This is a genomic window from Pseudocitrobacter faecalis (genome assembly GCF_965231525.1).
Taxonomy (GTDB): domain Bacteria; phylum Pseudomonadota; class Gammaproteobacteria; order Enterobacterales; family Enterobacteriaceae; genus Pseudocitrobacter; species Pseudocitrobacter faecalis.
On sequence record NZ_CBDDNJ010000002.1, the window covers coordinates 1605245 to 1618786 of the forward strand.

At 53.4% G+C, this 13542-nt stretch carries 22 protein-coding genes; all 22 read left to right on the plus strand.

The genetic code is table 11. The annotated features are described in order from the left end of the window. The first annotated feature begins 406 nt into the window (after positions 1-406). The 22 genes from ACOXYR_RS08345 to ACOXYR_RS08450 all read left to right on the plus strand — a co-directional run bounded on the left by ACOXYR_RS08345 (position 407) and on the right by ACOXYR_RS08450 (position 13528). Positions 407-691: a DUF4752 family protein gene (locus tag ACOXYR_RS08345; RefSeq protein ID WP_421355310.1), complete on the plus strand. Its 285-nt coding sequence runs from the start codon at positions 407-409 to the stop codon at positions 689-691. A 118-nt stretch (positions 692-809) separates the two neighbouring features. Further along, a complete protein-coding gene (locus ACOXYR_RS08350; RefSeq protein WP_080298621.1) occupies positions 810-986 on the plus strand; it encodes a flagellar FlbD family protein in 177 nt (58 codons plus the stop codon). A 191-nt stretch (positions 987-1177) separates the two neighbouring features. After that, positions 1178-1633, plus strand: a complete 456-nt coding sequence (locus ACOXYR_RS08355) for a YbcN family protein (protein ID WP_421355309.1) — start codon at positions 1178-1180, stop codon at positions 1631-1633. After that, positions 1633-1803 carry a NinE family protein gene (locus tag ACOXYR_RS08360; protein WP_421355308.1) on the plus strand — a complete coding sequence of 57 codons (171 nt, stop codon included), beginning with the start codon at positions 1633-1635 and terminating at the stop codon, positions 1801-1803. The genes ACOXYR_RS08355 and ACOXYR_RS08360 overlap by 1 nt, the downstream gene beginning before the upstream one ends. Next, positions 1796-2086: a DUF1364 domain-containing protein gene (locus ACOXYR_RS08365; protein WP_028013586.1), complete on the plus strand. Its 291-nt coding sequence runs from the start codon at positions 1796-1798 to the stop codon at positions 2084-2086. The genes ACOXYR_RS08360 and ACOXYR_RS08365 overlap by 8 nt, the downstream gene beginning before the upstream one ends. Further along, a complete protein-coding gene (rusA, locus tag ACOXYR_RS08370) occupies positions 2083-2445 on the plus strand; it encodes a crossover junction endodeoxyribonuclease RusA (RefSeq protein ID WP_060578461.1) in 363 nt (120 codons plus the stop codon). The genes ACOXYR_RS08365 and rusA overlap by 4 nt, the downstream gene beginning before the upstream one ends. Next, complete coding sequence (locus tag ACOXYR_RS08375) at positions 2442-2558, plus strand: hypothetical protein (RefSeq protein WP_065782684.1); 117 nt, start codon at positions 2442-2444, stop codon at positions 2556-2558. The genes rusA and ACOXYR_RS08375 overlap by 4 nt, the downstream gene beginning before the upstream one ends. Beyond that, on the plus strand, positions 2555-3244 hold the full coding sequence (locus ACOXYR_RS08380; protein ID WP_421355307.1) for a bacteriophage antitermination protein Q: 690 nt from the start codon (positions 2555-2557) through the stop codon (positions 3242-3244). The genes ACOXYR_RS08375 and ACOXYR_RS08380 overlap by 4 nt, the downstream gene beginning before the upstream one ends. A 508-nt stretch (positions 3245-3752) precedes the next feature. Continuing rightward, a complete protein-coding gene (locus tag ACOXYR_RS08385) occupies positions 3753-4109 on the plus strand; it encodes a phage holin family protein (RefSeq protein WP_421355306.1) in 357 nt (118 codons plus the stop codon). Beyond that, the gene (locus ACOXYR_RS08390) at positions 4093-4737 is read left to right on the plus strand and encodes a glycoside hydrolase family 19 protein (protein ID WP_421355305.1); all 645 of its coding nucleotides are present in this window, start codon (positions 4093-4095) and stop codon (positions 4735-4737) included. The genes ACOXYR_RS08385 and ACOXYR_RS08390 overlap by 17 nt, the downstream gene beginning before the upstream one ends. After that, positions 4725-5201, plus strand: a complete 477-nt coding sequence (locus ACOXYR_RS08395) for an Rz lytic protein (RefSeq protein ID WP_421355304.1) — start codon at positions 4725-4727, stop codon at positions 5199-5201. The genes ACOXYR_RS08390 and ACOXYR_RS08395 overlap by 13 nt, the downstream gene beginning before the upstream one ends. After that, positions 5095-5352, plus strand: coding sequence for an Rz1-like lysis system protein LysC (gene lysC, locus ACOXYR_RS08400; protein WP_421355303.1), 258 nt, complete (start codon positions 5095-5097; stop codon positions 5350-5352). Before ACOXYR_RS08395 ends, lysC begins: the two co-directional genes overlap by 107 nt. A 212-nt stretch (positions 5353-5564) precedes the next feature. Continuing rightward, positions 5565-5783, plus strand: coding sequence for a hypothetical protein (locus ACOXYR_RS08405; RefSeq protein WP_058655832.1), 219 nt, complete (start codon positions 5565-5567; stop codon positions 5781-5783). Between the two features lie 165 nt (positions 5784-5948). After that, positions 5949-6368 (plus strand): terminase small subunit, encoded by a 420-nt coding sequence (locus ACOXYR_RS08410; protein WP_421355302.1) that lies wholly within the window; start codon positions 5949-5951, stop codon positions 6366-6368. Continuing rightward, positions 6365-7612, plus strand: a complete 1248-nt coding sequence (locus tag ACOXYR_RS08415) for a PBSX family phage terminase large subunit (RefSeq protein ID WP_421355301.1) — start codon at positions 6365-6367, stop codon at positions 7610-7612. The genes ACOXYR_RS08410 and ACOXYR_RS08415 overlap by 4 nt, the downstream gene beginning before the upstream one ends. Positions 7613-7627: 15 nt before the next feature. Next, positions 7628-8164: an HNH endonuclease gene (locus ACOXYR_RS08420; protein WP_421355300.1), complete on the plus strand. Its 537-nt coding sequence runs from the start codon at positions 7628-7630 to the stop codon at positions 8162-8164. After that, entirely contained in the window at positions 8161-9510 is a 1350-nt protein-coding gene (locus tag ACOXYR_RS08425; RefSeq protein WP_421355299.1) for an anti-CBASS protein Acb1 family protein, read from the plus strand. The genes ACOXYR_RS08420 and ACOXYR_RS08425 overlap by 4 nt, the downstream gene beginning before the upstream one ends. Next, positions 9464-10393, plus strand: coding sequence for a phage minor head protein (locus ACOXYR_RS08430; RefSeq protein ID WP_115614630.1), 930 nt, complete (start codon positions 9464-9466; stop codon positions 10391-10393). Before ACOXYR_RS08425 ends, ACOXYR_RS08430 begins: the two co-directional genes overlap by 47 nt. Before the next feature lie 3 nt (positions 10394-10396). Further along, positions 10397-11659 carry a hypothetical protein gene (locus ACOXYR_RS08435; RefSeq protein ID WP_421355298.1) on the plus strand — a complete coding sequence of 421 codons (1263 nt, stop codon included), beginning with the start codon at positions 10397-10399 and terminating at the stop codon, positions 11657-11659. A gap of 12 nt (positions 11660-11671) precedes the next feature. Continuing rightward, positions 11672-12133 (plus strand): gp53 minor capsid family protein, encoded by a 462-nt coding sequence (locus ACOXYR_RS08440; RefSeq protein ID WP_115614632.1) that lies wholly within the window; start codon positions 11672-11674, stop codon positions 12131-12133. Between the two features lie 2 nt (positions 12134-12135). Next, positions 12136-13233: a major capsid protein gene (locus ACOXYR_RS08445; protein ID WP_421355297.1), complete on the plus strand. Its 1098-nt coding sequence runs from the start codon at positions 12136-12138 to the stop codon at positions 13231-13233. A gap of 10 nt (positions 13234-13243) precedes the next feature. Then, on the plus strand, positions 13244-13528 hold the full coding sequence (locus tag ACOXYR_RS08450) for a hypothetical protein (RefSeq protein ID WP_421355296.1): 285 nt from the start codon (positions 13244-13246) through the stop codon (positions 13526-13528). The last annotated feature ends 14 nt before the right edge of the window (positions 13529-13542 follow it).

The window sequence follows — 13542 nt, forward strand, 5'->3', positions numbered from 1 at the left end:
TACCGCGCCGCAAGGAGTGGATTAGTGGCCAGCAATACAGCTACGTGCTACTCGAAAATGTAGAGGCGATGGTAGATGAAGCCTGCCGCGCCGCCATGCTTCAGGGTGCCGAACCTGTAACGACGGCTAACAAGTTGCGCGATGCGGTGGAAACCATTCGCAACTCCGGCATTGAAATCGACGCTGAGAAAATCTTTGCAGAACGTGACGCTATCAACGCCCCAGACTGCTGGTGCCGAACCTGCCGCCCTATAACGCTTACAGACATGAGATTTGTCGTCTGCCCTGAATGCGGAAATAAGCGCTGTCCGCACGCCAATGACCACAGGCATGCATGCACCGGAAGCAATGAGCCAGGGTAGGAAGGTAGTGCGTACCCAGTAGCACCGCAGCAGGAGGTGAAGTGATGGACGCATTCAAAGACTTCAGTGCGACGGACTGGTTATTTTTTGCAACGATGGTGATCGCATGGTTTTACCTGGTTGCAAAAGCGTATAGCTGGTTAATAGGAGTTCTGATTCGCAGCGGATGGAGGTTGTGGAATCGCAAGGACGATAAAACCCTGGCTATGGACTCGTTTTATAAGGCATTCAGGCTGGCAGAAATCGAGCCTGGTCAGAGAGTGGTTATCACCACCGAAAGCGGAATGACGATCCACATCATCCGGCCAAAAGGTAATCGCAATGCCTAACCCATTCGACTTCGTTATGTTCGCGATGCTCAGCTGTGTACAACCCTCCAGGTAATGGAGACTGACAAAATAATAAATAATCTGATATAAAATAAACTCACTAAAATGAGGTAATTACATGATTATTGAACTAACCAACAATGCAGGTCATCCTGTTTTTCTCAACAGAGATCATATCATCAGCTTTAAATCAAACGGTCACTATACGGAAATTGTGTTGACTAACGGGCAAACGGTAACAGTAAAAGACAAGCCATCAATTATCACTGATCAGCTCAACAAATGGCCGGGTTGATTAACTGAAGCTTTGATTTTTAATAATCAAGCAGCCATAATGAAGTCACCGCAGGCATGAACACCCAGCGGTGACTTCTGCGCATTTAAGGGGACTTAAATGCGACCACAATCTGAACTCCTCACCTTGTCACAGATGCAGAAATGCACCTGCGATTTTCTGCATTCTGCGGTTTCCGTTAAGGAGGCCGTATGACTCTGCCAGTAGACGGCATCAAACTCCATCGCGGCAACTTCGCGGCCATAGGCCAGCAGATTCAGCCATTGCTGGATGCCGGGCAATGCTTCCGCCTGCAGGTGAAGCCGTGGCGAGAGAGGCGCAGCCTGTCGCAGAACGCGCTCAGCCACATGTGGTACACGGAAATCAGTGAGTACCTCATCGCCCGGGGCAAGGCATTCGCTACGCCTGAGTGGGTCAAGGACGCGATGAAGCACACCTATCTCGGCTACGAAAGCAAGGACCGGGTAGACGTCGTGTCCGGAGAAGTAACCACGGTCCAATCCCTCCGCCATACGTCAGAGCTGGAAACCGGTGAAATGTACATCTTCCTGTGCCAAGTCGAAGCCTGGGCGATGAACATCGGCTGCCATCTGACCATTCCGCAGAGCTGTGAATACCAGCTGCTGCGCGATAAGCAGGAGGCGTGATGTCTACTCCACTATCCCGCGTCATCACCAACGAAATCTTCCGCGTTCCGGCGCGCCGCAAGCGCAAGGCCGCGGTTAAGCCGTCCGACATCCCGACACTGAAGGGCTACACCGCCAGCCTGGTGGATCAGAAATGGCTGCGTCTCGCGGCGAGGAGGACGCATGGCTAACTTATGCAAAGCCGCACGCGGCCGAGAATGTCAGGTGCGCATTCCGGGAGTCTGCAACGGTAATGCAGAAACCTCAGTGTTGGCTCATATCCGTATTGCTGGGCTCTGCGGGACCGGAATCAAGCCACCTGACCTGATCGCAACCATCGCATGCAGCAGCTGTCACGACGAGATTGATCGCCGAACACGCCTGGTCGATGCGGAATATGCAAAAGAGTGCGCGCTTGAAGGTATGGCTCGCACGCAGGTCATCTGGCTTAAAGAGGGGCTCGTAAAAGCATGAATGAATACCGCATCAGCCTCCCGTGGCCGCCGAGCAACAACCGCTACTACCGGCATAACCGCGGACGCACGCACATCAGCGCAGAGGGGCAGGCGTACCGCGACAGCGTCGGCAGAATCATCAAAGACTCAATGCTGGATATTGGCCTGGCAACACCCGTGAAAATCCGTATCGAGTGCCACATGCCGGATCGCCGCCGACGAGACCTGGATAACTTGCAAAAGGCTGCTTTCGACGCCCTGACGAAATCCGGGTTCTGGCTCGATGACCAGCAGGTCGACTACTACAGCGTGAAGAGGATGCCAATCGTCAAAGGCGGCAGGCTTGAACTGACCATCACCGAACTGGAGGCTGAATGAACCACACAGATTTCCTGCGGTATCAGGCCGAAAGCGTTAAGCGCGCCAACCTGCCGCCAGTAGCAAAGCACAGCCAGACCAAAACCAACCAGCCACATAAGGAAGCCGCATGAACAGTCAGCAACTGGAATACGTACGTCAGCAGCTCATTGTGGCTACCGCAGATATGAGCGGGGCAACGAAAGGGCAACTGGTGGCTTTCGCCGAGAACGCGATGTTTGAGGCGACGGCGCGAAGCCGGGGGCGGAAGAAAATAACCGACCCGGTCACCGGCAGGAAAGTTAACCCGGACGGCCCGGCGATGAGCGGCAGTCAGTCCCGCGCCAAAGGCTCATCCATCGCGCTGGTTGGGCCGGTTGAGTTCGTTACGGCATCCTGGCGACGCGCAGTCCTGTCGCTGGAAGAGCATCAGAAAGCGTGGCTGCTGTGGAACTACAGCGAGAACATTCGCTTCGAGTACCAGGTGGCGATCACTCAGTGGGCTTGGGCAGAGTTCCGGGAACAACTCGGTGCGAAGAAAGTAGCCGGCAAGACGATGGAGCGCCTGAAGAAGCTAATTTGGCTGGCGGTGCAGGACGTCAAAGCTGAACTGGCAGGGCGTGAGATGTACGAATATCAGGTGCTCGCGGAACTGGTGGGCGTAACGCCAAAGAACTGGTCAGAAACGTTTACGGACCGCTGGGTGGAGATGAGACGTATCTTCCTTCGCCTGGACAGCGGTGCTTTGTTGCAGGTTACGCGATCACGTTCACAACAAAAGGCGACAAATTTCGATAGAAGTCTTGCAAAACTGGATTGAAACGCATATATTTCATGTAAATCTGATATCGTCGCCATAGCTTTGATTGTCGACACAAAGAATTTAAGCCCGAGGTTAACGCCTTGGGCTTTTTCGTTTCTACACAACAGGAAAGAGCATTGGCGTGAAGGGCTCATAACCCAACCCACGCAGCAGCATGGAGCGCCAACGAAATGCTCAGTGCTCTGTCCGTTGTGGTGTAACTCAATTCCCGCTTGCGGGTTGAATGGGTAGAGTAATGCATCAACCGGTTATCCGGCAGGGCAGGCATGATGCTAATGCTGAACCTGAGTATCGGTTCGAGTCCGATCGCCACACACAGAACCCACTACCTGGGACCCTTCGACCCTAGAGCCGACATTGCCTTACCCTCATCTTCCCGGCCTGTCGCCGGGTTTTTTATTCCAGGCCCCGGGAACCATCATCGACACGCCTACTTGTTAAATCGTCCCGAGGGCCTGACCTAACCAACCAGCACCAAGCAGGTGCGAACATGAAGAAAACCACTATGCAAGACAGACCAGATACCTGGGCGGTGATGCTTGCGTGGCTTGTAAACCACAAAAACGAAGCTGGCTATTCGGTACTGGCTTTTGTCATGTCGATACTCGCTACCTCGCGCGGCGCGAAATCAAAGTGGAAAGACCGGATCGCCGGCGCAACGATGTGCGGGATCCTTTGCTTCTTCGCTCAGCCGACACTCACGGCTATATGGGCAATCTTCAACTGGAATTTCCCTCCTGAGCTTTGCTGGCCGATCTCGGCTGGCGTCGGGTATGTGGGGGTGGATTCTCTTTTCGCCTATGCGCGCCGTCGCCTTGGCCTGAGTGAACCGGGAGACAAAGCAAATGCTGACCCTCAGTAAATTCCAGCAAGCAACGGGCACCAGTGCGGCACTGGCCGGAAAGTGGTTTCCAGTCGTGCTCGCTGCAATGCAGAAGTACGACATAAGCACGCCGTTAAGGCAGGCTCACTTTCTCTCACAGGTGGGGCATGAATCATCTGGCTTCGCGCATGTGGAAGAGAGCCTTAATTACCGCTACGGCGCATTGCTGGCGATGTTCGGAAATCGAATCAGCCAGGAAGATGCTTTCAGATATGGTCGTGTTGATTCCGGCCAGAATGCTCACCCGGCCGACCAGAAAATGATTGGCAGCATCATCTACGCCAACCGGAACGGGAACGGCGATCGCAACAGTGGTGATGGATATCGTTACCGCGGGCGCGGCCTGATTCAGGTGACGGGTAAAGCGAATTACGCCGCGCTGGTGAAGCAGCTTGGCGTTGATACCGTGAAGAGCCCGGAACTACTTACTCAGCCTCAATATGCTGCCGAATCCGCAGCTGCCTGGTGGAGCAATCACGGACTTAACGCTATCGCTGACTCAGATGATGTTAGCCGCATCACCAGAATCATCAACGGTGGTACCAACGGACTGGAGGACAGGAAAGCCCGCTTGACTAAAGCTAAGGGGGTTTTATGTTCGGGTTAATCAGTTTATTCCGCATTTTCAAAAACAATGCGCACATTCTCATTCCTTGCGCGTTCATCATCCTTGTCGCTATCTGCCTGTGGGGGCTAAATGCCCGCAATCATCAGTTGACGGCGACGAACGACAGGCTCACACAGCTTAACGACAGCAAGGATGTGCAGATCAACGACCTGAGGGCTAAAAATGACGATCTGGCGGGGAGCGTTAAAGAACTTGCTGGCGCCGTTAACAGGCAAAACGTGGTCATGTCTGAAGTCGCAGAACAACGGGCTGAGTCGGCCAAGCAGAACCGAATGCTCCAGAGCGAGATTAAGCGCTACCTGGCGGCAGATAAGTGCGCTGCTGCTCCTGTTCCTGATGCCGCTGTTGAGCGGTTGCGCGCAGCAGCAGAAGCCGCCCGTGGAATACCGAGTAATAAAGCAGCCGGCCCTGAACATTCCGGCGGAGCTGACGTCGCGCCTTGATGTGCCTGATCTGCCAGACAATCCCTCATACGGTGACAGTGTTTCGATGAACGCGACACTTTACGGGATCGTCGGTCAGTGCAACATCGACCGGGCAGCAATTCGCAAAATTGAGAAAGGGCGAAATGATGAAAACCAACCAGTGCAGTGAAGGTTTCGACAACCCATCCAAGTTCCGCGAGGAATGGGATAAGCAGACCGAAAATAAGTAGGTCGTTACAGAAGCTCTTCTCTGAGGGGCTTCGATAATGATCTGTGTAACCCCGCAAGGATGGTGATCACATTTTGCTGACGGGTAAGCCGTAAGTGGCTAAGCACTTCTGAGAAGCAGGGCAACAGCTGCGACAAGGCAAAGAGGTAATCATGTCTGACATCTACCAAATCACGCTAACCACCCAAACAGGCGAAACCTTCACGGGCAAGATGTCACGACGTCAGCCAGAGCTGGTTAACGGCTTTGTGCCGCTGGCGACGGAGACGGGACAGTGGCTTTACTTCGCTCCGGCCGATGTGAAGCGCGTGGAGTTCACGCCGGTACCGACAGAGGAAGACACCAATGGCGATGAGCAGACTGTCAGTTGAAATCAAAAGCAGGTGGTGGCTTCCCGTTTACATCAAGACGCTGACAATGCTCTGCTTGATGATGCGGTGCGAGCCTGATCACCAAAAGGTGGGTAACTTCATCGTTAAGTATGGCATTAGCCAGAAGTTGAAGTATGAGCCTGTAAAGAGATAACGGAGTAACGAATGGCAAGTCTGACAATTAAGCAAGAGGCTTTCTGTCAGGCATACATCGAAACGGGTAAAGCTTCAGAGGCTTATCGGACGGCGTATGCTGCTGACAAGATGAAGCCAGAAGCAGTGCACGTAAACGCCAGCAAACTTCTGGATAACGCTAAGGTAGCACTAAGGGTGAAAGAACTTCAGGGAGAGATTAAGCAGCGCCATAACGTTACTGTCGATTCTCTCCTGGCTGAATTGGAAGAGGCCAGGCAGAAAGCCTTGAGCGCAGAAACGCCACAATCATCAGCTGCTGTGGCTGCGACAATGGGCAAGGCCAAGCTGGTTGGACTGGATAAGCAGATTGTCGATCACACCTCATCCGATGGAACCATGACTCCGAAGCCAACCGTGATCCAGCTACTCCCAGTTGAGCCCAAATCATGAGTAACGCCGTTCAGCTGCCAATCCCCGCAAAGCTTGCGCCACTGTTCACCGCGGTGAATAAGCGTTACCGGTGCTCGCACGGTGGACGTGGTAGCGCCAAGACGCGCACATTCGCACTGATGACTGCCGTAAAGGCGTATCAGTCGATGATGAACGGCGAGAGCGGCGTGGTGCTCTGCGCGCGTGAGTTCATGAACTCGTTGGAAGAGTCGAGCATGCAGGAGGTGAAACAGGCGATCCTGTCTGTTCCCTGGCTGGCTTCCAACTTTGATATCGGCGAGAAGTACATCCGCACCATCGACAAGAGCGTTAACTACGTTTTCTGCGGTCTGCGGCATAACCTCGACAGCATCAAGTCGAAAGCGCGCATCCTACTCTGCTGGGTGGACGAGGCTGAATCAGTCAGCGAAATAGCATGGCAGAAGCTGAGCCCGACCGTTCGTGAGGAAGGTTCAGAGATTTGGGTGACGTGGAACCCGGAGCGCGACGGCAGCGCAACGGATAAACGTTTCCGCAAAGAAGCCGGCGACGACTGCATCACCGTTGAGATGAACTACACGGATAACCCCTGGTTCCCCGACGTGTTGGAAGGTGAGCGCATCAATGATGAGCGCCGCCTAGACCCGGCGACATACGCATGGGTGTGGGAAGGTGCTTACCTAGAAAACTCTGATAAGCAGGTGCTGGCCGGAAAATACCGGATTGCTGAGTTCTCGGACCAGCTATGGAAAGAAGCTGAGCGCCTGTTCTTCGGTGCAGACTTCGGTTTCGCCAAAGACCCTAACACGCTGGTGCGCTCGTTCATCCTGCATAACCGGCTGTACATTGAGTACGAGGCATACGGGCAGCAGACAGAGCTCGACCACATGCCAGAGTTGTACGACACAATTCCCGGTTCGCGTGACTGGCCCATCAAGGCCGACTCCGCGCGACCCGAGACGATCAGTTATCTCAAGCGGCAGGGCTTCAATATCTCAGCTGCTGAGAAGTGGCAGGGTAGCGTTGAGGATGGGATAGCACATCTTCGCGGCTTCGATGAAATAATTATCCATCCGCGTTGCAAGAACGTAGCGCGAGAGGCCCGCATGTGGTCGTACAAAACGGACCGCATCACTGGCGAGGTATTGCCGAAACTGGCTGACGGGGATGAGCATACCTGGGACGCAGTCCGCTATTCCCTTGATGGGCATATCAAACGTAAACAGCAGGGGGTTGGCATGATGATACCTAAGCGCCTGCTTTAATCTGACGGACACGACATGAACAAAAACACATCCTTTTTTAAGGATGCGCTTGACTACAACCCAGAAACTGGATTGTTTGTCTGGAAAGTGCGTCCGAGAGATCATTTTTCCACTGATCGTGGATGGAATTTATTTAACTCGACGAAGGCCGTAAAGGTCGCTGGGACAATATCTGAACAAGGATATTTAAAAATAAACTTTGGCGGAACAATTCACCGCGCTCATCGTCTGGCATGGCTGTTCTGTCATGGTTATTACCCCGCCGAGGATATTGATCATATTAATCACATCAGGTCTGACAACAGAATATCCAACCTGAGAATTGCGTCGAGGAAAGAGAACCAGAGGAATCAGAGCTTACACCGCAATAACAAGAGCGGGCATAACGGCGTTCACTGGCGTAATGACTGCCAAAAGTGGCGGGCAATGATAATGGTTAACGGAAAAAGCAAGCATCTTGGGTATTTCTCAAATATTGAAGACGCAGTTAAAGCCAGAATCTTAGCTAACGAATTAAGCGGGTTTCACAATAATCACGGAGCATCTACATGAGCAAATTACAGATGGCCGTGAACCATGCAATAAATGACGCTAGGCTTGCTCGCTCAAGAATGGCTCTGCTTACCCCAAGCCTTGGATTAGACGCAAAAAGGAATTGTGCCTGGGCGGAATACGGATTCAAAGAAGAATTAACCTTCGACGATCTGTATAAACTCTACCGGCGTGGCGGTATCGCTCACGGCGCTGTCGAAAAGCTTGTTGGCAAATGCTGGCAGTCAAACCCTGAAATCATTGAGGGTGAGAAGTCAGATGAAACTCGCAAGGAGACACAGTGGGAGTCCAGAGCTAAACAGGTTTTCACCAATCGACTATGGCGCGCGTTCCTTGATGCCGATCGGCGGCGTCTTGTTGGTCGATACGCAGGGATTCTCCTTCATATCCGCGACAATAAAGCGTGGAATCTTGAGCCAACGAAAGGGCGAGGTCTGGAGAAAGTAAGCATTTCATGGGCTGGCTCGCTGAAAGTCAGCGAATGGCATGACGGACTGGTTTCAAAGAACTACGGCCAGCCGAAGATGTGGCAGTACACAGAAATTCTACCCAATGGTTCCTCTCGCCGTGTCGATATCCACCCTGGTCGCGTTTTCATCCTTGGTGATTATACCGATGATGCGATTGGCTTCCTTGAGCCAGCTTATAACGCCTTTGTCAGCCTGGAGAAGGTGGAAGGTGGTTCCGGTGAGTCATTCCTGAAAAACGCCGCGCGTCAGCTCAACGTTAACTTCGAAAAGGAAATCGACTTCAATAATCTGGCGTCGCTGTATGGCGTGAGCATCGACGAGTTGCAGGATAAGTTTAACGAAGTTGCCGGGGAAATGAACCGTGGCAACGATGTTTTGATGACAACCCAAGGGGCCACGGTGACACCGCTGGTTACTGCTGTGGCTGATCCGTCAGCAACCTATAACGTCAACCTGCAAACCGCTGCCGCCGGAGTTGATATCCCGACGCGCATTCTGGTTGGTAACCAGCAGGCTGAGCGGTCCAGCACTGAAGACCAGAAATACTTCAATACTCGCTGCCAGTCTCGCCGTGGCGACCTGTCATTCGAAATTGAGGACTTCTGTGACAAGTTGATTGACCTCGGAATAATCGACCCGATTGGGCAGAAAACAGTCATATGGGACGACCTCAACGCGCAAAGCGACAGTGAAAAACTGGATGCCGCGCAGAAGATGTCGCAAATAAACAGCGCATCGCTGGCGACAGGCGAGCAGGTGTTTACTGGTGAAGAGATTCGTGTAGCGGCCGGGTATGAGGGATCTCCTGAGCCACTTCCAGAGGTAGATGATGACGAAGAAGAAAGCGAAGTCACCGATACTACCCGGAAACCTTAAAGATCCGACAGGCGCAGACCGCCTTGAGCGCGGAGCAATGAACGAGTTCGCCAGGCGAATGAAACGCATTGGCAAAGCCTACAAGGACATTCTTGACCGCATTCCTGCATCACCATCAGTAAACCAGCGCTACACCTTCGACCTCGACTCCACCCAGCTATCAATGCTACTCAGCAATGCCTCATTGCTGGTGGATGAGATTTTGGGTGCAGATAACGAGACGGGGTTCTGGTTCTGGACTGATTACGTCAACCCTGCTTATCAGCGCGGCACGGCGCAGGAGTTCGCCAATCTGTCACAACAGTCTGCTGTGTACGCGGCAGGACAGGAAAGCGTATCGGCAATCCTCCTGAGTGAGCCGTACCGTCGCAGGTTGATTCTGGTTCGCGCTCGCACCTTTGAGGAAATGAAGAACCTCAGTGCCACTGTGAAAGCAGATATGGCGCGGATACTGACTGATGGGCTGGGGCGCGGACAGAACCCGCTGGAGATAGCGAGGCGCATCACTGAGCAGACAGGTATTGAGTCTCGCCGGGCTAATCGTATAGCCCGGACGGAGATTACTACGGCTTTGCGTCGCGCGCGCCTGGACGAGGACGACGAAGCCAGGGAGCAATATGGCATCCGTACAAAGCAGATGCATATATCAGCGCTAAGCCCGACGACCCGTAGCACGCATGCCGCGCGCCACGCTCACCTGTACACCGCAGAAGAACAACGGGAGTGGTGGGCTAAGGATGCAAACAGCGTGAACTGCAAATGCTCCACGATCGCGGTACTGGTCGATGAAAACGGCAAGCCGCTAAGCGACACCATCATCGATAAAGCTCAGAAAACATTTAACACAATGAAAGCCCGTGGCTACCAGTGGGCGAAGGGTTAACTCATGCCAATACAAGTGAACGTCACCTCCAAGGTGAACAGTAAGACTATCCGGCGAGAACAACACAACGGGCGTGAGCACTGGGTTGTTCCTTCCTATACCCTCCCGGCAAACGTGGTTATGAATGGCGGTCTTTATCCGGCTAGCGAGATTGACCAGCACTATACCGGTCTTGAGGGGACGCTGGCACCGCTGGGGCATCCACAGGCCAACGGTCAGTTTGTTTCGGCTTTCAGCCCGGAAGGGTTGAATGTGGGGTATGTCGGCGCATGGAACAAAAACGTCAAGAAGTCAGGCAATCGGGTCTATGTCGAAAAATGGATCGACGTTGAGGTAGCCGGGCGTACTGATGACGGCAAACGCCTCCTTGAACGGCTCGAATCGCTGGAGAAGGGCGAGGATGTACCGCCAATTCATACCAGTGTTGCCGTATTCCTGGAAGAACTGGAGGCGAACGAAGAACAAAAAGCTCTGGGAGCTAACTGGGTTGCGAAAATTCATGCGATGGATCATGACGCCATTCTTCTGGATGAGGTTGGCGCAGCAACGCCCGAGCAGGGTGTCGGGATGATGGTGAATGCCGACCTTGCCACGCCACTGAAGGCTAATTCCGGCGCGCTGGTTGGCGAAACCTACCGCGAGCGAGAGCGGAGGCTGGAGAAGGCTGCGAAAGATAAATTCGCTCCCGGCGAGAAAGAATATGCGTGGGTGGCTGATTTCACCGACTCACAGGCCGTAATCATCCTCAATAATGGCGATCCGAAGGTTTACGGATACAAGTCTGAAGGCGGAAAGATTGTCTTTGACGATACCGGGACAGAGGTTCAACGCCAGAGCTCATGGGTTGCTGTCGTCAACAAGCTCAAATCATTTTTCACACCGCAGGAACAGCCTGCACCAAACCACAAAACGGAGGGCGACATGCCTTTAACCACTGAAGAGAAACAAGAGCTGATCAGCGAAATCGGTAAAGGTCTGGCCGCCAACTTCGCCGAAGCCCTGAATCCGATTAAGGACGCGATCACCGGCCTACAGGCCAATCAAGACAAGCTGACCGAAACCCTGACCGCAAACTCACGCGCGGAAGAGAAAACCAAGCGTGAAGCGGTGGCGAAAGTTCACGGCGAGATCGTGGCTAACGCTCTTTCAGGCGAAGCGCTGGATGCGATGTTTAAAACAATCGGTGAATCCGCGCCGCTGGGCACCAACTCTGCGCAACAGCAGAAAGAAACCGGTGCGCCTAACCCTGACGAATATTTCAAATAAGGAGCCAGACTAATGGCACGTTATCGTCGCGTTAATATCGACGGTCAGTCTCTGTACAAGACCGAAACCCGCGCCGCAGCCGCAGCACTGCTGCCTGGAACGGCTGCTGTTATCAATGGCGACAATGAGTTTGCGCAGGCTACAGCGCTTACTGGTCGTCTCTACATCATCGACGTCGCCTACCATCAAGGCTTGAAAATCACCGAAGCAGTTCCCGCTGGTGATTCGGCTGTGGGCAACTACGTAGAAGAAGGCCGTGAGCTGGCCCTGCTATGTGTGGCGGGAACCTACGCCAAGGATGACCCGATTAAGTTGGGCGAAAATGGTCAGTTCACCAAGGCAACGGCGGACACCGATTCGGTGATCGGCTACAGCCAGGATGATGCAACCATTGCCGCCAGCACTACCGATTTCATCCGCGTGCGTATGCGCGTTGGCACTGTAGCTGCCCCGGCAGAAAATTCAGGAGAATAAGAATGTATTTTACCCCCGAAACACTGGCTGCTAACAGCCGACTGCGCGGGCACTGGAATGAGCTGTGGGCCAACCGCAACATTTTCAACCATCATCACGACATGATGGTTAACGCATATCGCCAGAGCATGACCCCCGAAATGCTGGCGGCTAACGCTGTTGGTGGCTTCGCTCGTGAATTCTGGGCTGAGATTGACCGCCAGATTATCCAGATGCGCGATCAGGAAATTGGCATGGAAATCGTCAATGACCTGATGGGCGTGCAGACTGTATTGCCTATCGGCAAAACCGCGAAGCTGTATAACGTGTCTGGTGACATCGCTGATGACGTGTCAATCAGCATCGATGGTCAGGCGCCGTATTCCTTCGACCATACTGAATTCGGTTCTGATGGTGACCCGATCCCGGTATTCACTGCCGGTTACGGCGTCAACTGGCGACACGCGGCAGGTCTGAGCACTGTCGGCATCGATCTGGTGCTGGAATCTCAGTCTGCTAAGCTGCGTAAGTTCCACAAGAAGCGCGTCAACTTCTATCTGAACGGTGACTCCAGCATTGTTGTTGATGGTCTGCCAGCTCAGGGGATGAAAAACCACCGTAACACGCAGAAGATCAACCTGGGCAGCGGAGCGGGCGGCGCCAACATCGACCTTACCACTGCAACCCCGGCGCAGTTGCTGGCCTTCTTCGGCCCGACCGGTCCGTTTTGCCTGACGGCTCGCACCAACAAAGTAACTGCTTACGACAAGCTGTGGGTTAGCCCGGAAGTGTGGGCCAACATGGCGAAGCCATACCTGGTAGACATTAACACCGGCACCAATGCGTTACTGAGCGGAACGGTTCTGGATGCGATCAGTAAGTTCATTCCTGCGAAGTCTATCCAGATGACCTACGCGCTTTCCGGCAATGAGTTCCTCGCCTATGAGCGTCGTCAGGACGTGATTTCTCCGCTGGTCGGTATGGCTGTCGGCGTTGTCCCTCTGCCGCGCCCAATGCCCCAGTCGAATTATAATTTCCAGATTATGAGCGCTGAGGGTTTGCAAATTAAGAAAGACGGCGAAGGCCTGTCCGGTGTGCTGTACGGCGCGAATCTGGCATAAGGAGAACAACATGGCTAAATACCAGGTAACCAGAGCATGGCATGGGGTGAACATCGGTGATGTGGTTGAAATTGAGAAACTGCATCCTGCGCTTAAGCCTCATGTTATGAAACTCTCTGACGCTGCGCTAACCCCGGCGACGCCAGATGCAGGTACGGATGTGAAATCCCGAAAAGAGATTATCGCAGCGCGCCTGACGGAGCTGGGTATCGAGTTTAAAGGCAATCTCGGGGCTGAAAAGCTCGGTGAATTGTTGCCTGATGGTGAACTCGAAAAACTGTTCCCTGCTGAATAACCGCCGCGAAAGCG